Here is a 21,984-nt window from a genome sequence, read left to right as displayed (position 1 = left end):
TTATACATACGGAAATAATAGTTTTCTAGATTACTTGGTAACAGGGGGAAGATCAATGAAAAAAAAGTTAGCACTAACTGGTTTACTGATTGGACTGTTCGCCATTGTGTCCGTCTTGATTGATGAAAACCAGGTTTTCGCTCAAACGAAAGAGGAGCTCCAGCAAGAAATCGAGGAACTTGAGAAGGAACAATTGCAACTAAAAGAACAGAAAGAAGAAGTACAAACGAATAAAAGTGATACAGAAGAGAAAATCCAAGAAAATTTAAATAAGCAGGATACAGTTCAAGGTCAAATCGATTCTATTGAACAGGATCTAGCAAATACTGAGGAAGCTATTTCTACCAAACAGGGTGAAATTGATACTACTAACAATGAGATTTATGAACTTACGAATACGATTGATAATTTAACTAATCAAATTGAACAGTTAGAAGTTGAGATTGATATATTACTAGACCGTATCGAGGAACGGGAAGCATTACTAGTAGACCGTCTTCGCTCTATTCAAAAGAATGGTGGTCCTATAAAGTATTTAGAAGTCATTCTCGGGTCTAAAAGCTTTTCCGATTTTATTTCAAGAGCAGCAGCTGTAAATATCATGATGGACCAAGATAAAACGATTATTGAATCATTAGAAAAAGACAAGGCTGATGTTGAAACTAAAAAAGTAACGGTTCAAGAGAACAAGAAAGAAATCGAAGCAAAACGAAGTGATGTTGAACAGAAAAAGGTAGCATTAGAAGGCCAAAAGAGAGAACTAGTTGCATTACAAAGTCAACTAGATGAACAAAAGTCAGAAAGAAAGCGTCTGCTAGCACAACTGGAGAAAGAGCATGAAGAGTTAGAGGAATTCATGTTTACGTTGGAAGATGAACAAGCAATGATTCGTAAACAAGAAGAGGCCGTAGCGAAAGCAAAAGAGGTCGCAGAAAATAACCTTAGCCAGTTATCAAGCCCTGAAACAGGAGCGGTAAATAGTTCTTCCTTCATTTGGCCAGCTTCAGGAAGGCTTTCATCTCAGTGGGGCCAGCGTGTTGATCCAATTACTGGACAAGTAAGCTATCATCTTGGAATTGATATTGCAGCCCCTACTGGTACACCGATTTATGCTGCTACAAATGGTGTTGCCGTAAGAGGTAACTTATCTGACACGTATGGAAACCATATATTAATTGTTACGAAGATTGATGGAGTTGATTATACAACGCTATATGGCCATTTAAATGGTTTTGCCGTTGAAGATGGAGCAGTCGTAGAACAAGGTCAGTTAATTGGTTATATGGGTTCAACTGGTCGTTCCACAGGTCCACATTTACACTTTGAAGTGCATAAAGGTGGATGGATAGGCTTCTATCCTCCTAACACGAATAATGTAAATCCTATGGATTATTTACCATAAGCGTATAGGTTAGGAGCATTACACATGAGGTGTAATGCTTTTTTCTTGTCTTCTTAAATAAAAAGTTTGGCGTGTAATACGCTTTTTCGATATGATTATAGAATAAGTAGGTTTGAATCTTAACGATAATAATTTCGTTTTTGGTGTTTAAGATAACTACCTAACATATAACTAATACTGGGGTGATATCATGAAATTGAATAAAGTACATATTGTGCTTATACTGGTTGGGGCCTTATTTCTAGGTTTTATTGGAGCATATGTGGGAGCTTCTATTGCACAAGCAGGTGAAAAAGAATCGATTATCTCTGAGAATAATCTTGATGGTGATAAACAAGATGAAGCTAGTGGGGCAAAGGAAAATAATGAGCTACCAGCTCAATGGTCTAAAGTGGCTCAAGCTTATCATTTGATTAAAGATAATTACTTAGAGGGAGCTGAAGAGCAGCAACTAATTGAGGGTGCGATTCAAGGAATGCTTGCGACACTAGGTGATCCATACAGCTCCTATATGGATATTGAAACAATGGAGCAATTTAATGAACAAATTGAATCCTCTTTTGAAGGCATTGGTGCTGAGGTTAGTATGGTTAATGGAATGGTGACGATTGTATCGCCTATTAAAGATTCCCCAGCGGAAAAGGTAGGACTTCGACCAAACGACCAAGTTCTAGAGGTAGATGGAGAATCATTAGAAGGACTTGATTTAAATGAGGCAGTTGCCAAGATCCGTGGGGAAAAAGGAACAGAAGTGGTCTTAACCATTTTGCGACAGGGCACGACAGAACCTTTCCAAATTACCATTGTTCGTGACACCATCCCTATCGAAACCGTTTATTCTGAAATGAAAACTGTTGATGGTAAGAAAACAGGGCTAATTGAAATTACTAATTTTGCTGAAACAACTGCAGAAGATTTTGAATCACAGCTTAAAGCATTAGAAGACGATGGAATGGAAGGATTAGTTATTGATGTACGTGGGAATCCTGGTGGACTCTTAAATTCTGTTGAAGAGATCCTAGATTTATTTGTTCCAAAGGATATTCCATATATTCAAATTGAAGATCAAAGTGGAAATAAAACACCTTATTACTCTACATTAGATAAGAAAAAGGATTATCCAATCTCAGTTTTAGTAGACGAAGGTAGTGCATCGGCTTCTGAAATTTTAGCTGTGGCGATGAAAGAAATTGGTTATGATGTCGTTGGAACTAATAGTTTCGGAAAAGGTACAGTGCAGCAAGCCGTTCCATTAGGTGATGGAAGTACAGTAAAATTAACCTTCTTCAAATGGTTGTCACCAAAAGGAACATGGATTCACGAAACAGGTGTTGAGCCAACTGTGAAAGTGGAACAACCGAAATATTATTTTACAACCCCAATACAAGTAACAGATGAGCCTTTATCGTTTGATCACTCTGGAAGCCAAATTGAAAATATTCAAATCATGCTGGATGGTTTAGGCTATGAATTAGACAGAACAGACGGTTACTTCAGTAAGGAAACTGAAGAAGCAGTTAAAGCCTTCCAAAAGGATCATGATTTAACGGTTACAGGAGAAGTAGACCAAGAAACAGCTGGAACACTGGAATCGAGCATTATTGAAAAAATCCGCAGTGGTGAAGATGATTTACAATTAGAAAAAGCATTAGAAGTGGTACATTAATTATTACACCAAGGCTTTGACACCATGAAGAAATAAATGTAAAACCCGAATGATGCATGAGATTAGCTCCGGAAATATAATTAGACTCCTGCGGGAAGATAGAGCGCGCTTGAGACCTAGTGATGCAGCTGTCTCTACTAGCAATTCTACGTAGCAGGCTCCCTTCGAGGGGGCATTCCATGGTCACTAGCGACCATGGAATGAGCGTATATTTTCGGAGCAGGTTTGTGCTAATCATTCGGTTTTCTTATACCTTCTATACGTGTGTCCAAGTCTTGTTATATTCTACATCATTATGTTTTCAACACTCTTGTAAAATTAATACGGTAAAAGCAGGAAAAAAACCGACAAATGACGAATATATAAGGTTATAATTAACTTATTAAGAGGAACTGTAGATTGGGAAGGTGAACACAAATGTTACAGGATTGGTTATTGGAATTTGGTAAAGGAATTGGAAAAATCTTTCTCAATCCACTTTTATATTGGTCTATTGTATTCATTACGTTAGTAGGCATAAGAAGAATCAAGCAGGAAAGAAGAGATTTTGGAACTAAGGTATTCGATATCTTCTCGGAGTGGAAGGGAACGATTGGGTTTTCGATTTTTATCGGACTATTTTATTCAGTTTTAACGATAGCAATAGGTATGGTAGTTACATATGATGTGCTTATCATTCTAAGTATCGTTACGATTCTATTAAGTCTTACATTACGTTTTTCTTTCCTTTCCCCAAGTTACACCTTTGGGATTACCTTTTTTGTCTTGATGTTATTTCCTTTAGTAGCGGATAACGTTACGTTTCTCCCTAGCTTAGGGGAGGTTAATTATTCAGTAATTGCCATTTTATTAGCATTATTTTTATTTGTAGAAGCACATTTCCTAAGTAGAATTAAGATCTATGAGACATACCTTGGATTAGAAAAAGGAGCTCGGGGTAGTTGGATTGGTAAGCATTTAATTAAGAAGTTTTCCATTATCCCGTTTTTTGCTTTAGTACCTGCTGGACTAATCGAACCATTTGCACCCTATTGGCCATTTCTGTCTATCGGTGGGGAGAATTATGCTTTAGTCCTGATACCAGTTGTTTTAGGGTTTGAATTTGTGGTGCGAGGCAGTATGCCATATAAGACAGCGAACCGGATTGCGCTACAGTTATTAGCCCTAGCTGTACTTGTACTAGCTATCGCAATAGGTAGTATCTTCTTACCGTGGTTAACGATTGTTGCTGTAATCATAGCAATCATTGGAAGGGAAGTTCTTAACTACCGACATCGCTCAAAAGATAATGCGAGAAGCTATTATTTCAATCATACGAACGATGGATTAAAAGTTCTTGGTGTTATCCCTGGCTCTCCAGCTGACCGTTTACAAATTCTAATTGGAGAGACCGTAATGAAAGTAAATGGTAATCGAATCCAAAGTGAAGATGATCTTTATGAAGCACTACAACAGACAGGCTCTTTCTTTAAGGTGGAATTACTTGATCACAATGGTGAAGTTCGTTTTATTCAAAGTGCCATGTACGAAGGTGATCACCATGAACTAGGGTTACTATTCGCAGGAGAGCCATATCGAACAAACTAATATAGAAGACCGTATCCATAGTGGGTACGGTTTTTTGTGTAAAGAGAATAGATAAAAAGTCTAGGTAGCACTAATAATTTTATTAATTTTCATCCAAACTAAGAAGGCAAAATATGTACAGGAAGGATAATTGTATGGATGAAAAGCTATCTATTAGGGTTCTGGAATGTATTTGATCCGCTGTATTATTCCTTTACTAGATTGCGCTATGTAAAGGATCAGGAACAGAATCGAACGGTATTTCGTGTACGACTTACTCGATATAAAGGAAGACGTACGATATTAAAGGACGGTACTATAATTAATAAAAATGACCTGCTAATTAAGATTCACCTTCATAATGTGAAAATCATGAATGATTTGTATGCAGAAAAAAGTGACACAAAGCGTGCTGTATACATTTACCATCTGGTCAAACGGGCTATGCCACTTTTGGCAGACTATGTAAAACATCATAAGCGTTATGATGAGTTAAAGGGAATAATAGGAATTACTACCCTACATAAAGGTACAAAGCGATTAGGTTTCGATAATGTGTTTATCCATAATCCATTATATAGAAATTATAAAAAAATAACCTTTACTCCAATTAATTATTTGGCTAGCTCATCCAATCATGAAAATCCCATGTACTTATTCATGTCAAAGGATGAGCTAGTTAATAGATATGGAACTAAAGTTAAATAGCAACGTCATGGAGAGTGATTTCAGGGCGGCTGCCCACCCGAATGTTTACACCTGTTTGGCCTAATCCTTCACTAATATAAAAAGGGGAATCATTATGGCTATGCAATCCTTTTATCATATTTAAACGTGGTAGTTTCCCCATTTTCACTAAGTGGTATGCTTTTGGATAAAGGATTTGTCCACCATGGAAATGCCCTGCTAATAAATAATCAAATGGATAATCATCCATTTCGAGAACTACGTTTGGATCATGAGTCAGGACAATTTTAAGACCTTCTTTCACCTGACGATACGATTCTTCCAAGTCGCTTCGATTTGTTGAGTAATCATCAATTCCGATTATATTAATCTTTTGACCGTTTATAGTAATTGTTTTAGAGCTATTTTGCATTACGATACAACCGTATTGTGTAAGAATCGATTTTAAATCTGATAAATTTTGCCCTTTTAGGACATAATCATGGTTACCAAGTACAGCGTAGATACCATGTTTTGGCTTCATTTTTTGTAGAACCTCAAGATATGGTATTAACTTGGGTAGGGTACGTTTTCTATCAAGAAAATCCCCAGTTAGTGCAATGATATCCGGTTGTTCATGCTGTAGATTCGCAGCTAGTTGACTTGGTGTAATAGAGATATTTTCAAGGTGAAGGTCAGACAAGTGTAGGATGGATAAATTAGAATGATTTGTTCGATGTTTAGTGGAGATTTGTATTTTATTTATTTGGATATCTTTCGTATTTAGGTTTGCTTTATATATGAGAAAGCCAATAATGATTAATAATAGTGCAGAAATAATATATGTCATATGAATTCCTCCCCGAAAATGATTATAACATGGTTAAACGATTAGATTCATTGGTAAATCAAGGGATTCATTTGAACGTTATGATAGGGTGAATATATTGGATACGAAATCAAAGAGCGAAGCATTATTACTACCATTTATGCAAATTCCGACTGGGCATCATCATGTTGCTGACGCAGTGATAGAGGAATTGGAGCGTGCTGTCAAATCAATCAACTGTGAAAAGGTGGATATTTTATCGTATAGTTTTGGAAAAGTAGAACGACTCGTCTCTGCTACGTATTTAAATTGGATTAAAATGGTCCCTAAAGCGTACGATGTGCTTTATAATCGACTTGCTGTAAAAAATCAAACAAAACGATCTAGACAGCGCTTATATGAAGCGATGTTCATAGCGTTTTTTAAGAAATTAATGAAAGAAACAGAACCAAGAATTTTATTCTGTACACACTGTCTTCCTTCCAATATTGCTAGTGTTTTAAAGCAAAAAGGAAAGTTACATGCAATTACAGTGAATGTGTATACCGATTTCTTTATTAACCGTGTATGGGGGATTGCTGGTATTGATTATCATATCGTTCCATCCATAACGGTCAAGAAATTTTTATTAGATTTAGGTGTAGACGAGGAGAGGATTTTTGTAACAGGAATACCAGTACATCCAGTATTCCGTATTCCTTATCAGAAAAAAAGTAATGGGAAGCTACATGTATTAATTACAGGCGGAAGTTTAGGGATAGCATCAATGGACAAACTAATCCCTAGTCATCCGGAAATAAAATACACGGTTTTATGTGGGCACAATGAAAAGCTTTATCAAGATCTTTCAGAATGGAACCACCCATATGTCCAGCCCATTCGGTATGTGGATAGCAAAGCGAGAATGAATGAGCTATATAATCAAGTTGACGCAGTTATTACCAAGCCTGGAGGGGTAACAATTAGTGAATGCTTAATGAAACGAATCCCAATTTTCACTTGTAATGCCTTACCTGGTCAAGAAAAAGTAAATGAAATGGAATTAGCTAAATTAGGCATCGTTAATCAAATAAACCCATTCGAAAGAAGTATCGAGTTGCAAGTGAAGGAATTTTTCCAGGATAACAAAAGACAACTTATGTACGAGGAAAATCTAAACTTATATCATGAATATGTAGAAAGAAATTCGTTGTCTGAAATATTATTAACTATTTGTAAGGCATAGAGTTTAGTCGTGTCTATAATTTTATTAGGTAGACGAAAGGGGTGTAAAGAATATTTTACATCCTTTTCGTCTGTTTTTATAATAAGGATGTAAAAACTATTTGACATATAGTCGAATATGAAGGTGAAAATAAGATGAGAAATCGAATTAAAGAATTTCGGGAAAAAATGAATCTTTCTCAAGGAAAGGTTGCAGACTTATGCAATGTTAGTAGGCAGACAATTAATGCAATTGAAAACGACAAATATGATCCTAGCTTACAGTTGGCATTTGATTTAGCGAGTGTATTAGGAGTTAAGGTTGATGAATTATTTATAAGTGAAAGGAAGTAACATACTAGTTTCGTTAGTTATAATTCCTGTTGTACTATTTGTATGAGTTTTATAGACCTCTTGATAATGAATGGGAAAAGCTATTAAGTAAAAGTCTACACCTTGACCTAGCTTATCGGAAGCCATTCCCTGATATAATATTTATATAGCTTTAAAGAACCCGAACTACTTAGATTTCAATTCATGACTTCTTAGCGTAGTTCGGGTTTTTTATAGAAAAAAATCAATTATACGATGTACCTTGTCTAAATTCTTGAATACTTAGGGAAAAATAGTTAGTATGTATATATAGCAAAAAAAACGAATGTTAGTTCGCATTTTATGGTGATATATAGTGGTAGAATATGGTACACTGAAATAAGGTTAAGGACGGAGGGAGACAATGGAACTTAATAAGTTCGAACTGGTTTCAAAATATGAGCCAAAGGGAGACCAACCAAATGCTATAAAAGAATTAGTAGAGAAGGTGCTTGCAGGGCAGCGCCATCAAACATTGCTAGGAGCAACAGGTACGGGTAAGACGTTTACCGTATCCAATGTGGTTAAAGAGATTAACCGTCCAACATTAGTCATTGCTCATAATAAAACATTGGCTGGTCAATTATATAGTGAGTTTAAGGAGTTTTTTCCGAATAATGCAGTGGAGTATTTTGTAAGCTATTATGATTATTATCAACCAGAGGCATATGTCCCTTCCACCGATACATTTATTGAGAAAGATGCCAGTATAAATGATGAAATTGACAAACTACGTCACTCGGCGACATCAGCCCTTTTTGAACGAAATGATGTGTTAATTGTGGCGAGTGTATCTTGTATATATGGATTAGGTAATCCAGAAGAATATAGTGCACAAGTGTTATCACTTCGTATGGGAATGGAAAAAGACCGTGACCAATTACTTAGAGACTTAGTCAATATACAATATGCACGTAATGATATTGATTTCCAGCGTGGAACATTCCGTGTACGAGGAGATTCCGTTGAAATTATTCCCGCTTCACGGGAAGAACATTGTATAAGAATTGAATTTTTTGGTGATGAAATCGATAGAATTCGTGAAGTTGATGCTTTAACCGGTGAAATTATTGGTGATCGTGAACATGTTGCCATTTTTCCAGCATCCCACTTCGTAACTCGCGAGGAAAAATTGAAGCTTGCGATTGCTAATATTGAGAAAGAATTGGAAGAACGTCTTGAAGAGTTACGTGGACAGAATAAGCTTTTAGAAGCACAACGACTCGAACAACGAACTAATTACGATTTAGAAATGATGCGTGAGATGGGCTTTTGTTCGGGGATAGAGAACTATTCAAGACATCTAACATTACGAGAAGCAGGTGCCACACCGTATACACTACTAGATTATTTTCCTAAAGATTTCTTAGTTGTCGTGGATGAATCCCATGTAACCTTACCACAAATTCGTGGTATGTATAACGGTGACCAGGCAAGAAAGCAAGTCCTTGTGGATCATGGATTTCGCTTGCCGTCCGCTTTAGATAATCGTCCATTGAAGTTCGAGGAGTTTGATAATAAAGTAAATCAAATTATCTTTGTATCAGCGACACCTGGTCCTTATGAATTAGAACATACTCCTAAGATGACCGAGCAGATTATTCGACCTACTGGTTTACTAGATCCGAAAGTCGAGGTTCGTCCAATTGATGGACAAATCGATGATTTAATTGCGGAGATAAATACTCGTACAGAGAAGAATGAACGCGTATTAGTGACAACATTAACGAAGAAAATGTCAGAGGACTTAACCGATTATCTCAAAGAAATTGGAATTAAAGTGGCATATTTGCATAGTGAAATTAAAACCCTTGAACGAATTGAAGTAATCCGAGATCTTCGTGTAGGTAAATATGATGTTCTTATAGGAATTAACTTACTTCGAGAAGGGTTAGATATTCCAGAAGTTTCATTGGTGGCTATTTTAGATGCGGATAAAGAAGGCTTCCTACGCTCAGAGCGCTCCCTAATCCAAACTATGGGTCGTGCTGCACGTAATGCAAATGGCCAAGTAATCATGTATGCGGATAAGATTACTGATTCGATGCAAAAAGCAATCGATGAAACGGAGCGACGCCGTAAAATCCAAATGGAATACAATCAGAAGCATCATATCACACCGACAACTATTAAAAAAGATGTTCGTGATGTTATAAGGGCGACAGTAGCTTCAGAAGATGAGGCAGGCTATGAAACGAAGACAAAGAGCCTAGCCAAATTAACGAAGAAAGAAAGAGAAAAGGTTATCGAAAGTATGGAAAAAGAGATGCGCGAAGCTGCCAAAGCGCTTGATTTTGAAAAGGCTGCTGAATTAAGAGATATACTATTTGAACTTAAAGCGGAAGGATGACCGATGAATGCCAAGTAAAACGATTGATATTAAAGGTGCAAGGGCACACAACTTGAAAAATGTTGATATATCCATACCTAAAAATAAGCTAGTAGTCGTAACTGGTCTATCTGGTTCCGGAAAATCATCGCTAGCCTTTGATACGATTTATGCGGAGGGGCAAAGACGCTATGTGGAGTCATTGTCAGCGTATGCTCGTCAATTTTTAGGACAAATGGAAAAGGCAGATGTGGACACGATTGATGGATTATCTCCAGCCATTGCGATTGATCAAAAAACGACTAGTAGAAATCCACGATCAACGGTTGGGACGGTAACAGAGATCTATGATTATTTACGATTGCTATATGCAAGAATCGGACGTCCAGTTTGTCCTAATCATGGTATCGAGATTTCTTCCCAAACGGTTCAACAAATGGTAGATCGTATTATGGAATACCCGGAGAGAACGAAAATGCAGCTCCTAGCACCTGTTGTATCAGGTAGAAAAGGTGAACATATCAAGGTTTTAGAAAAGCTGAAAAAAGAAGGTTTTGTTCGGATTCGTGTGGATAAAGAGATGCGCGAGGTTACAGAAGATATTAAGTTAGAAAAAAATAAAAAGCATACGATTGAAGTCGTAGTCGATCGTGTCATCGTGAAACCAGGTATCGAAACAAGATTGAGTGATTCGCTTGAAACGGCATTGAACCTAGGGGAAGGTAAAGTAGTAGTTGATGTCATGGGGGAAGAGGAGCTAATCTTTAGTGAGAATCATGCTTGTCCTATCTGTGGTTTTTCTATTGGTGAGCTAGAACCAAGGTTATTCTCTTTCAACAGTCCTTTTGGAGCTTGTCCGACATGTGATGGACTTGGTACGAATCTTGTGGTCGATGTGGATCTAGTTATTCCAGATTGGAATAAAACATTAAATGAACATGCGATTGCTGCATGGGAGCCGGTTAGCTCACAATACTACCCACAGCTTCTCAAAAGTGTTTGTGACCATTTTGATATTGATATGGATATACCGGTAAAAGATATTCCAAAGGAACAGATAGATAAGATTCTTTACGGAAGTGGAAAAGAGAAGATTCATTTCTACTTTAAGAGCGACTTTGGTCATACACGTAATGGTCTAATCGAATTTGAGGGCGTCATCCATAATATTGCACGACGCTATAAAGAATCTTCTTCTGATTATGTTCGTGAAAGTTTAGAGAAGTATATGGCTCAGAAACATTGTCCAACTTGTAAGGGGCATCGTTTAAAAGAAGAGGCATTAGCGGTTAAGGTGAATGGATTGCATATTAGTAATGTCACAGATTTTTCAATTACAGATGCCATGAATTTCTTCCAAGAATTAGAGCTTAGTAAGAAAGAAAAACAGATTGCTAAGCTATTAATTAAGGAAATTAATAATCGTTTAGACTTTTTGAATAATGTCGGACTGGATTATCTCACATTATCCCGTACTGCTGGAACGTTATCCGGTGGGGAGGCACAACGTATTCGGCTTGCTACCCAAATCGGCTCGGCTCTCACAGGGGTTCTTTATGTTCTAGATGAACCATCCATCGGGCTTCACCAACGAGATAATGATAAATTGATTGAGGCATTAAAAGGGATGCGTGACTTAGATAATTCTTTAATTGTTGTAGAGCATGACGAGGATACGATGCTAGCAGCAGATTGGTTAATCGATATTGGTCCAGGTGCTGGTGAGCATGGTGGACAAATCGTGGCTAGCGGTACACCTGAAGAAGTAATAAACAACGAAAAATCTTTAACAGGACAGTATTTATCTGGTAATAAGTATATTCCTGTACCACTTGAGAGAAGAAAGCCGGATAAACGTTTTATAGAAGTAGTAGGAGCGAAGGAAAATAACCTGAAGAATGTATCGGTAAAAATTCCAATAGGTCTATTTAATGTTGTAACTGGTGTTTCAGGTTCAGGGAAAAGCTCATTAGTTAATGAGATTATCTATAAATCATTATCGAGAGAACTGAATCGCAGTAAACAAATACCAGGTGATCATAAGGAAATGAAGGGATTGGAGCATTTAGAGAAAGTAATCAGTATCGACCAATCCCCTATAGGCCGAACACCAAGATCTAATCCAGCAACTTACACGGGAGTATTTGATGATATTCGTGACGTATTTGCTTCTACTAATGAGGCAAAAGTCCGTGGCTATAAAAAAGGGCGTTTTAGCTTCAATGTAAAGGGTGGCCGTTGCGAAGCTTGTAAAGGTGATGGAATCATTAAGATCGAAATGCACTTTTTACCCGATGTATATGTCCCATGTGAAGTGTGCCATGGCAGTCGCTATAATAGGGAGACATTAGAGGTAAAGTATAAAGGAAAAAGCATCGCAGAAGTATTAGACATGACGATTGAAGAAGCATTAGAGTTTTTCAGTAATATACCAAAGATTAAGCGTAAACTCCAGACCATTGTGGATGTTGGGCTAGGATATGTAAGGCTGGGGCAGCCTGCTACAACCTTATCTGGTGGGGAAGCACAGCGGGTTAAGCTGGCTAGTGAGTTGCATCGTCGTTCAAATGGTAAGACGATGTACATTCTTGACGAACCGACAACCGGATTACATGTCGATGATATTAGTAGACTGTTAAAAGTACTTCAGCGCTTAGTCGAAAATGGAGATACGGTTCTTATCATTGAACATAACTTAGATGTAATTAAAACTGCCGATTATCTAATTGACCTTGGACCTGAGGGCGGTGCCGGTGGCGGTCAAATCATTGCAACAGGTACTCCTGAAAAAATTGCCGAACATGAAGCATCCTATACAGGTAACTATTTAAAGCCAGTATTAGAGCGCGATAAGAAAAGGCAAGGACAAGGGTTACAAGCTAAAGAAGAGATGAGTGCAAAATAACGAAAAGCGAAGGATGTCTCGTGAAGGTGGGACGTCCTTTTTATTGTTGCTGAACTAGGATAACTTTTGGACTAAAACCATCATGGATTAATTTGTTCGTAAGCTTTATGTTTTGACGAGACTTGTTCGTTTCGGTAATGTAAAAAGTAGAAATGTAAGGAGGAAGACTGATGAAATCGATTGAGCTTGATAAAGTCCAAGAAAAGCTTGAGAGCTTTGTTGGAAAAGATGTTTATATTCATTTAGAAACAACAAATGGCGCATACGCAAGTCATGTTAATGAGAAAGCATATAATGTTGGTGTTTATATTCGTAATACGAAGGTGCGTTTTAATCAAGCAAAAATTGTTGGTGATGGTAAATCCTATCGTGCTGGTTTGAAGATGGATATCGGTTGGATTTATGCAGAGGGACTGACAGAGTGGACTATGCACGAGGGTGAAAAACTGTTAATGGCAGGCCATGATCGTGAAGGCCGTCTAATGGTTGCATTACAAATTAGTGAAACACCGTTTCATTACTAAATGGTAGGAGAAAGAAGGTTTAACAAAATGGAAAAGCATAAACATGTTGTTGTTATCTATCCACATCCAGATGACGAATCATTCGGAGCAGCTGGGACGATAGTGAATTTTCGTGAACAAGGGGTACCAGTAACTTATCTTTGTGGAACCTTAGGTGAAATGGGACGAAATATGGGAAACCCAACTTTCGCTAACCGTGAAACCCTTCCTGAGATTAGAAAAAAAGAAATTACCGAAGCTTGCAAAGTTTTAGATATGGAATTACGTCTTCTTGGCTACCGGGATAAAACCTTAGAGTACGAGGAGCGTAATGAGGTAGCCCAGCACCTAAAAGGGATTTTAGAAGAAATAGAACCTACACTTGTCATTACCCATTACCCAGATCATGCAGTACACCCTGATCATAATGCACTAGGTGCTGCTGCTGTAGAAGCAGTTCGGTTAATGGATCCAGAAAAGCGTCCTACAGTTTGGGCTCAGGCCATTACAAGAACACATGTAGAAGACTTAGGGAAGCCAGATGTTGTCAACGATGTACGCAATAATTTTGATAAAAAAATGGAAGCAATTCTCTGCCACCAATCCCAAGCAAGCGGAGTTATTCGCAGCTGGAATCAATCAGACGACTTGACAGACGATTTAAAAGAGCAAGCTAAAGAGCGTCTTGGCTTTGAATCCTTTTATATTTGGAAATATTAAAAGAATCCCCTGTACAAATGGTACAGGGGATTCTATGTTGGAAGGAAGGATACTTGAACAATACAGTAAGGCATGCCAGAGTGACGAGCACATGTACCTGAAGATCAGTAAGATGAGCCCAAATTAGGGTACATGCATCTGAAGTTCGGTAAGATGCACCCAAAACTAGAGCCCCTGCGCCTAAACCTAGAGAACATGAGCCCAAGCCCGAGGGAGATGCGCCCAACCCCTCCACTCCAATTCCATTCATATTTCCGACTTCCATTAATAAACTATAAAAGAGGACAACTACTAGAAAGAGAAGCAATTTTTATATAGAATAGAATAATGGTGCGGATAGGAAGGGTGGTGGATGTTTTGTTTTTGAGAGGGATTTTATCTTTAGTTTTGAATGCTGTTGCTTTAATTGTGGTTGCGCAGTTATTTAATTCCTTCCATTTGGAGGGATTTGGTACTGCTTTGTTAGCAGCGTTAATTTTAGCAGTGCTTAATGTAGTGGTTAAGCCTATCTTAATCATTCTTACGTTACCATTTACAATTTTAACATTAGGGCTATTCTTGTTTGTTATTAATGCGTTGACATTGATGATTACACAAGGTGTGATGGGTGATTCTTTTGTTATCGATGGATTTGGTACAGCGCTATTAGCTGCTGTTATTCTTTCCATTATCAATTTATTGCTTAACAGAGTAGTAAAAGATACCTTAACTTCATAATAAATTATGTAAAGCATCGGAGTGATACCGATGTTTTTTCTTTGGGTTTCAACTATTGGGTGATACATCTTTTTTCCTTCCACATACGAAAATATGCTACAATTAGAAGCAGTTAGGACTTCTGATGGAGGAAAAGTAAATGACAACAATTGTACGTACAAAAGATTTGCTCGAAAACTTCAATTTAGAGTTAGTCGCTGGAGAAGAGGGTATACATAGAGAAATTACAACGAGTGATATTTCTCGTCCGGGCATTGAGATGACGGGATATTTTAAGTATTATCCGAAAGAAAGACTTCAATTAATTGGAAAAACAGAAATGACATATTTTCTTGATTTGAGTCAAGAAGAACAGCGGGACCGTATGGAGAAGATTTGTACTGATATTACCCCTGGTATTGTGGTTACAAGAGGGATGACTATTCCTCAGGTAATGATTGATGCAGCGAATAACTCCGGTGTTCCCATATTACATTCTCCGAGGAAGACAACTAGGGTTATCAGTAGATTAACGAACTTCTTAGAGGCAAAATTTGCACCGTTTACGGCGATTCATGGTGTGTTAGTGGATATTTATGGTGTAGGTGTTCTCATTACTGGCCAGAGTGGTGTTGGTAAAAGTGAAACTGCATTAGAGCTTGTGAAAAGGGGACATCGTCTCGTTGCAGATGATAGTGTCGAGATTCGCCAGGAGGATTATGATACGCTAATTGGTAACTCACCACCATTAATTGAGCATTTATTAGAAATCCGTGGTCTTGGGATTATTAATGTGATGACTTTATTTGGAGCAGGTGCCGTACGTAGTAATAAGAAAATATCATTGATAATTAACTTGGAAATTTGGGATCCGAAGAAACAGTATGACAGATTAGGATTAGACGAAGAAAAGATGAAAATAATGGATGTAGAATTACCGAAAGCAACCATTCCCGTTCGCCCAGGACGTAACTTGGCGGTTATTATCGAAGTGGCAGCGATGAATTTTCGCTTAAAACGTATGGGTGTGAATGCGGCTGAAGAGTTTTCGGAACGATTATCTAAAATGATTGTACAAGAGAAGGAACAGGAGTGAGCGTATGAGTTGTGATGCACCATCTCTCGATCGCGTTTTCTTTCAATTAGGTTCTTTACCAATTTATTGGTATGGGGTTATTATTGCAACTGGGGCTTTTCTAGGTCTCTATATTGCTATGAAGGAAGCGGATCGGATTGGACTGAAGAAAGACTTATTTGTTGATTTAGTAGTTTTTGCAATACCGATTTCCATTCTATTTGCAAGGATCTATTATGTAATTTTCGAGTGGGAGCGTTATGTAGGGGAACCATGGTGGAAGATATTTGCAGTTCGGGATGGTGGAATTGCCATTCATGGAGCATTAATTGGTGCCGTATTAACAGCAATCGTTTTTGCTCGTGTGAAAAAAATTCCATTCTGGCAATTAGCAGATGTTGCAGCACCTAGCTTAATCTTAGGGCAAGCAATTGGTCGTTGGGGAAATTTCATGAACCAAGAGGCGCATGGCGGCCCAATAATGAGCCAAAATGTAATCGATACACATTATTCGCTACTACCTGATTTTATTATGGATCAAATGTGTATCGGTGGGACATATTATTACCCGACATTCCTATATGAATCATTATGGAACATAGTAGTTCTTATTTTATTACTGTGGTTACGTCGACGAAACCCAATCCGCGGTACCGTATTCTTAACTTATTTAGCAGCATATTCTGTTGGTCGCTTCTTCATCGAAGGAATGCGTACAGATAGCTTGTACATTGTAGGTAACCTACGAACAGCACAGTTCCTTTCTGTGTTATTAATTGTTGGTGCGATTGTATTTATTATTTATCGCTATAAAACTGTTAAAGAGCGATATCAAGATGTTGAAACAAAGAAAAATCTAGGCAAGAAAAGGAATGCTAAGAAGAAGAAAAAATAACAGCTTTGGAGAGAGGGAAGCAGTAGATGTCGGGTATATTATTGCGAGGTCTTAAACAAGGCCTTCAGACAACCTGGACGCTAGGGAAGGTTATATTTCCGATAACCTTAATTATTACTATCTTGCAATTTACTCCTGTACTACCTTGGGTTATTGACAAAATTAGTCCTTTAATGGGCTTGGTTGGACTGTCAGGGGAAGCGGCAGTACCGATTGTACTAGGAAATGTCTTGAATTTGTATGCTGGTATCGCAGCCATAATTTCCTTTGACTTTACAGTGAAAGAAGTATTTATTATGGCGATTATGCTATCGTTCTCTCATAACCTTATCATTGAGTCTGCAGTTGCTTCCAAAGTAGGAATTAAATGGTGGATTATAGTTGGTGTTCGTATTGGGCTTGCGTTAGTTGCAGCGATAGTCATTAATTTAGTTTGGAATGGTGGCGGAGAAATAGCCCAGTACGGATTCATTTCGAAGGAACCGACCAACTTAACTGGTTGGACAGAGATAGGCTTACATGGTGTAACCACAGCGTTTATTGCTGTAGTGCAGCTAGCTATAATCGTTATACCTCTTATGATTATTATGCAATACTTGCGAGAAAAAGGATGGTTAACAAAGCTGTCCAATGGCTTTGCCCCAATTACAAAACTATTAGGAATGGAAAAAAATACATCCATGACCTTAGTAGCTGGATTGACGATTGGGCTTGCCTATGGTGCAGGACTAATGATTCAAGCAGTCAAGGAAGATGGTGTGTCCAAAAAAGATATGACACTAGCGTTAATTTTTCTGGTATCCTGCCATGCAGTAGTGGAGGACACGTTAATCTTCATTCCTTTAGGGATTCCTGTATGGCCGTTGTTAGTAATGAGGCTAGTGACGGCAATCGTGTTAACCATGACGATTGCATACTTTTGGAACCGATCGGACCAGCGTAAGAGAAAGGAAATCACCAATGAACATTCATACCATACTATTTGATTTAGACGGAACATTAATTGATACAAATGATCTAATTAATGAGTCTTTTTACCACACATTCAAACAATTTGGATTGGAATTTACCCATGAAGAGATTGTTAGCTTTAACGGACCACCACTTAAAGAAACATTTGAAAAGATTGATTTAGATAAAGCAGAGGCGATGATTACAACATACCGTGAACATAATCTGGCACATCATGATAGCTATGTAAAAGCTTTTCCCCATGTTAAGGAAACCTTAGAAGCGTTAAAAAAACATGGCTTACAGCTCGGAATTGTGACAACAAAGATGCGGAAAACGGCAATAAGAGGAATGAAATTGACAGGAATTTATGACTATTTTAATACGATTATTGCCTTAGATGATATCACTCATGCTAAGCCACACCTAGAGCCAGTCCTACGAGCGATGGAGAATCTTAATGCAGAAGCAAATACGACATTAATGGTAGGAGACAATACCCATGATATCGAGTCAGGTCAGCATGCAGGAGTATTTACTGCTGGGGTAGCCTGGTCATTAAAGGGAGAAGAAGTATTAAATCAATGTAAGCCAACCTATATGTTACAGGATATGAAGGATTTATTAGAAATCATTGGGGTGTAAGAAATGAGAAATACAGAGCGCCATTCTGTTAAAGAGAATAATTCCCTTTGGCAAATATATAAAACCGTATCCTTTTGGAAGGTTGTTAAAAATTTTATCGTCATTCAAGTTGCTAGATATACACCTTTTTTACGCATGAAAAATTGGTTGTACCGTGTCTTTTTACGCATGAAAGTTGGTAAGAATACCGCTTTTGCGCTCATGGTAATGCCAGATATCATGTTTCCGGAGAAGATTACGGTTGGCAACAATTCCGTTATTGGCTATAATACAACAATCTTAGCTCATGAGTATTTAATTAAAGAATATCGCCTTGGTGAAGTGCGGATTGGCGATGAAGTAATGATAGGAGCCAATAGTACCATTCTTCCTGGTGTTACAATTGGCGATGGCGCGATTGTTTCAGCGGGTACATTAGTACATAAGGATGTACCTGCAGGTGCTTTTGTTGGTGGTAATCCGATGAAGCTTATTTATACAAAAGAAGAGATGGAGAAGCGCCAGCAAGCACCTCTCCCAGATGACAGTCAATAAGAAAACCTCAAACATCTAAAGACAAACTTTAAAGATGTTTGAGGTTTTTCACTTTTTCTTTGTTTTTTCTATTCGTCATTCTAAACGTAACAGACGAACTAATAGTATGAACTAGTAATACAATTTATAAGGAGGAACCGGTAATGGGGAAATTTTCAAGCGTGCATCGAAACGAAATTATGGAAGAAATGAAAAGAAAAGAACTAGATTTACTGGTTATAGGTGGCGGGATTACAGGTTCCGGTATTGCTTTAGACGCAGTTACACGAGGACTAAAGACGGCGGTATTAGAAATGCAAGACTTTGCTGCAGGTACTTCCAGTCGCTCGACAAAGCTAGTACATGGAGGATTACGGTATTTAAAGCAATTTGAAATAAGGATGGTTGCAGAAGTAGGGAAAGAGCGTGCTATCGTCTATGAAAATGGTCCACATGTTACAACTCCTGAATGGATGCTTCTGCCCTTTCATGAGGGGGGAACGTTTGGGCCCTTTACAACGAATATCGGTCTTAGAGTTTACGATTATTTAGCAGGCGTAAAACGGGGCGAACGAAGAAAGATGCTATCACCGAAAAAGGCCTTACAGCTGGAACCATTGCTTAAAAAGGATGGGTTAAAAGGAGCGGGTTACTATGTGGAATATAAGACAGATGATGCGCGATTAACAATAGAAGTTATCAAGAAGGCTGTAGAAGAAGGTGCCCATGCTATTAATTACGTAAAAGTTATTTCTTTTATTTATGATGATCATGGCAAGGTTATCGGTGTAAAGGCTGAGGATCAAATAAATGGTGAAATCCATATTATTTATGCAAAGAAGGTTATAAATGCATGCGGTCCATGGGTAGACAAATTGCGTGAGCTAGATGGTTCTAAGCATGGCAAGCATCTTCATTTAACTAAAGGGGTCCATCTTGTGTTTTCACAAGAGAGGTTTCCATTACAACAGGCTGTGTATTTTGATACGCTGGACGGAAGGATGGTATTTGCTATACCTCGTGATGGTAAAACATATGTTGGAACAACCGATACAACATATAAAGGAGAAATAGCCCATCCAACTATGACGAAAGAAGACCGTGACTATATATTGGGTGCGATAAATTATATGTTTCCTTCCCTTCGTGTTAAGGAGGAGGATGTAGAATCAAGTTGGGCTGGTATACGACCTTTAATTGCGGAAGATGGAAAAAAGCCTGGGGAAATTTCACGTAGGGATGAAATTATTATTTCTAAATCAGGGTTAATTTCGATGGCTGGCGGAAAATTGACCGGCTATCGGAAAATGGCTGAGCAAGCAGTAGATACCGTTGTAAGTCAATTAAAAGACGAGCTTGGAATCATCTATTCGGAGTCTGAAACAAAAACATTACCTATTTCTGGTGGAGAGGTAAATGGGTCTAAAGGCTTCCAAAATTTTATGAAGGGTAAAGTAAAGCAAGGTGTAAAGCTAGGTATTGAGGAAAAAGTAGCAAGAAAATTAGTGAAGAGATATGGGGCAAATGTGGATAAGGTCTTTAACTTATATGAAACAAGGAAACAAGAGGCAGTCGAAGAAGGAATCGATGCGGTCGTTTTTGCCGAGCTTTGTTATGGATTAGAATATGAACTAGTCTATAAACCTACTGACTTCTTTATTAGAAGAACAGGTGCATTGTTTTTTGATATAGATTGGGTAAGAGTGCATAAAGAAAACGTGATGCTCTATATGAGGAAGCAGCTGAATTGGAAGGCTGAACGGAAAATCAACTTTGTTCACGAGTTAGAGCGGCTATTGAAAGAAGCGGTTGAGCCTGAAGAATAGTACCTCTGGATAAGGACCTAAATATGAGATGGTAGAAGGGCGTATAGTATAGATAACCTTTCGTTTTATAGGCAGAAACTAACTATGTTATTCCACAAATAATTATGGTATACTTTCAACGATATGTGAAAAAATAGGGGGATATGCATGCAACCAGTAGAAAAAAAGAATAAATTAGCTCAGACTAACAATGTTATCCCTTTTATCCCTACAGGTGATTTTTACTTTGCGAAAGGTGTAGAATCATTTCGCAAGCGGAAGTTTGACATTGCATTAAAGTGGCTCACCAAGGCGGTAGATGCTGCACCAGATAACCCTTTATACCAATGTCAAATGTCAATCATCTATACGGAAACCGGCTCTTTTCATAAAGCAAATCAAATTCTAACGAATGTATTACAGTCTACAGGAGATCAATATGTAGATTGTTATTATTTACTTGCCAATAATTATGCCCATTTGGGACTTTTAAATGATGCGAAAAAATTTGCAGTGTCTTATCTTGATAAAGAACCAGATGGTGATTTTAGCGAGGATGCGAAAGCATTATTGCAATTAATTGAAATTGATGATGATTTTGATGAAGATGAGTGGGAGCTTGATGAAGAGGATGAACTCCTCGTATATCAAGAAACCGTTTTTCATCATTTAGAAAATAATGAGTGGGATAAAGCTTTAGCTTTGTTAGAGGAAATGATATTACTATTTCCAGATCATAAGATAGCACATCATGAATATACGTTTGCACTATTCTTTTCCGGTAGAAGAGAAGAAGCAATTGAAAAAGAACTAGAATTATTTAAGGAAGACTCAAATAGCTTATATAGCCATACGAACTTAGCTGTATTTTACTATGAGACAGGCTATATGGAGGAATATGAAAAGCATATACGTGCATTACTAAATATATATCCAATGCATGAACAACAAAAATTACGTATTGCAGTGACCTTAGCTCGAACAGGATTATATAATGAAGCATTTACACGTTTCCGAATGCTTGATAAAGCAGTGGTGAAAAGTCACATTTCCTATTATCGTTGGTATAGTATGACCATCTATCATTTAGGCGAACCTTCTAAAGCGCTAAGTATATGGGAGGAAGGTTGTAGAAGGCATCAACGATTATCGCCACAGGAAGTGCCATGGGAATCTTGAGCATTTAATTAGACGAGGAAAGGTAAATCTTATACCCTTTATATAGACCAAGAATAGAAACAGA

The 21,984-nt window shown here is 37.8% G+C and carries 19 protein-coding genes; 18 read left to right on the top strand and 1 reads right to left on the bottom strand.

All coding sequences use genetic code 11. The features are described from left to right. Positions 1 to 55: 55 nt before the first annotated feature. The 4 genes from ACSKT4_RS05075 (at position 56) to ACSKT4_RS05060 (ending at position 5,342) form a co-directional block, all read left to right on the top strand. Complete coding sequence (locus ACSKT4_RS05075; protein WP_186870593.1) at positions 56 to 1,402, top strand: murein hydrolase activator EnvC family protein; 1,347 nt, start codon at positions 56 to 58, stop codon at positions 1,400 to 1,402. A gap of 190 nt (positions 1,403 to 1,592) precedes the next feature. Next, positions 1,593 to 3,068 (top strand): S41 family peptidase, encoded by a 1,476-nt coding sequence (locus ACSKT4_RS05070; RefSeq protein ID WP_186870592.1) that lies wholly within the window; start codon positions 1,593 to 1,595, stop codon positions 3,066 to 3,068. A gap of 417 nt (positions 3,069 to 3,485) precedes the next feature. Beyond that, a complete protein-coding gene (locus tag ACSKT4_RS05065) occupies positions 3,486 to 4,655 on the top strand; it encodes a PDZ domain-containing protein (RefSeq protein WP_186870591.1) in 1,170 nt (389 codons plus the stop codon). 138 nt (positions 4,656 to 4,793) lie between these two features. Then, complete coding sequence (locus tag ACSKT4_RS05060; protein ID WP_186870590.1) at positions 4,794 to 5,342, top strand: YkoP family protein; 549 nt, start codon at positions 4,794 to 4,796, stop codon at positions 5,340 to 5,342. On the opposite strand, the gene ACSKT4_RS05055 is transcribed toward ACSKT4_RS05060, so the two are convergent. After that, positions 5,335 to 6,150 (bottom strand): metallophosphoesterase, encoded by an 816-nt coding sequence (locus ACSKT4_RS05055; protein ID WP_211742456.1) that lies wholly within the window; start codon positions 6,148 to 6,150, stop codon positions 5,335 to 5,337. The genes ACSKT4_RS05060 and ACSKT4_RS05055 overlap by 8 nt on opposite strands. A gap of 97 nt (positions 6,151 to 6,247) precedes the next feature. Here ACSKT4_RS05055 and ACSKT4_RS05050 point away from each other — a divergent pair, with 97 nt between their 5' ends. The 14 genes from ACSKT4_RS05050 (at position 6,248) to ACSKT4_RS04985 (ending at position 21,920) form a co-directional block, all read left to right on the top strand. Continuing rightward, positions 6,248 to 7,354, top strand: a complete 1,107-nt coding sequence (locus ACSKT4_RS05050) for an MGDG synthase family glycosyltransferase (RefSeq protein ID WP_246521639.1) — start codon at positions 6,248 to 6,250, stop codon at positions 7,352 to 7,354. Positions 7,355 to 7,488: 134 nt separating this feature from the next. Then, a complete protein-coding gene (locus ACSKT4_RS05045) occupies positions 7,489 to 7,686 on the top strand; it encodes a helix-turn-helix transcriptional regulator (RefSeq protein ID WP_211742457.1) in 198 nt (65 codons plus the stop codon). Positions 7,687 to 8,068: 382 nt separating this feature from the next. Beyond that, entirely contained in the window at positions 8,069 to 10,054 is a 1,986-nt protein-coding gene (gene uvrB / locus ACSKT4_RS05040; protein ID WP_186870587.1) for an excinuclease ABC subunit UvrB, read from the top strand. 7 nt (positions 10,055 to 10,061) lie between these two features. Next, positions 10,062 to 12,938 (top strand): excinuclease ABC subunit UvrA, encoded by a 2,877-nt coding sequence (gene uvrA / locus ACSKT4_RS05035; RefSeq protein ID WP_186870586.1) that lies wholly within the window; start codon positions 10,062 to 10,064, stop codon positions 12,936 to 12,938. A gap of 170 nt (positions 12,939 to 13,108) precedes the next feature. Beyond that, complete coding sequence (locus ACSKT4_RS05030; RefSeq protein ID WP_186870585.1) at positions 13,109 to 13,462, top strand: YojF family protein; 354 nt, start codon at positions 13,109 to 13,111, stop codon at positions 13,460 to 13,462. A 27-nt stretch (positions 13,463 to 13,489) separates the two neighbouring features. Then, a complete protein-coding gene (bshB2, locus tag ACSKT4_RS05025; protein ID WP_465822934.1) occupies positions 13,490 to 14,161 on the top strand; it encodes a bacillithiol biosynthesis deacetylase BshB2 in 672 nt (223 codons plus the stop codon). Between the two features lie 357 nt (positions 14,162 to 14,518). Further along, positions 14,519 to 14,878, top strand: coding sequence for a phage holin family protein (locus ACSKT4_RS05020; protein ID WP_211742460.1), 360 nt, complete (start codon positions 14,519 to 14,521; stop codon positions 14,876 to 14,878). A gap of 139 nt (positions 14,879 to 15,017) precedes the next feature. Continuing rightward, complete coding sequence (gene hprK, locus ACSKT4_RS05015; RefSeq protein WP_186870582.1) at positions 15,018 to 15,953, top strand: HPr(Ser) kinase/phosphatase; 936 nt, start codon at positions 15,018 to 15,020, stop codon at positions 15,951 to 15,953. A gap of 4 nt (positions 15,954 to 15,957) precedes the next feature. Beyond that, positions 15,958 to 16,827 carry a prolipoprotein diacylglyceryl transferase gene (gene lgt, locus ACSKT4_RS05010; protein WP_211742461.1) on the top strand — a complete coding sequence of 290 codons (870 nt, stop codon included), beginning with the start codon at positions 15,958 to 15,960 and terminating at the stop codon, positions 16,825 to 16,827. Positions 16,828 to 16,853: 26 nt separating this feature from the next. After that, entirely contained in the window at positions 16,854 to 17,813 is a 960-nt protein-coding gene (locus tag ACSKT4_RS05005; RefSeq protein WP_186870580.1) for a nucleoside recognition domain-containing protein, read from the top strand. Beyond that, entirely contained in the window at positions 17,788 to 18,423 is a 636-nt protein-coding gene (gene ppaX / locus ACSKT4_RS05000) for a pyrophosphatase PpaX (protein WP_186870579.1), read from the top strand. The genes ACSKT4_RS05005 and ppaX overlap by 26 nt, the downstream gene beginning before the upstream one ends. A gap of 3 nt (positions 18,424 to 18,426) precedes the next feature. Then, a complete protein-coding gene (locus ACSKT4_RS04995) occupies positions 18,427 to 18,957 on the top strand; it encodes an acyltransferase (protein ID WP_186870578.1) in 531 nt (176 codons plus the stop codon). Between the two features lie 143 nt (positions 18,958 to 19,100). Next, on the top strand, positions 19,101 to 20,762 hold the full coding sequence (locus ACSKT4_RS04990; RefSeq protein WP_465822933.1) for a glycerol-3-phosphate dehydrogenase/oxidase: 1,662 nt from the start codon (positions 19,101 to 19,103) through the stop codon (positions 20,760 to 20,762). A 147-nt stretch (positions 20,763 to 20,909) separates the two neighbouring features. Then, positions 20,910 to 21,920 carry a tetratricopeptide repeat protein gene (locus tag ACSKT4_RS04985; RefSeq protein ID WP_186870576.1) on the top strand — a complete coding sequence of 337 codons (1,011 nt, stop codon included), beginning with the start codon at positions 20,910 to 20,912 and terminating at the stop codon, positions 21,918 to 21,920. Positions 21,921 to 21,984: the final 64 nt, after the last annotated feature.

The organism is Ornithinibacillus liuyingii (assembly GCF_055550225.1).
This window is presented reverse-complemented; position numbering and strand designations above follow the sequence as displayed.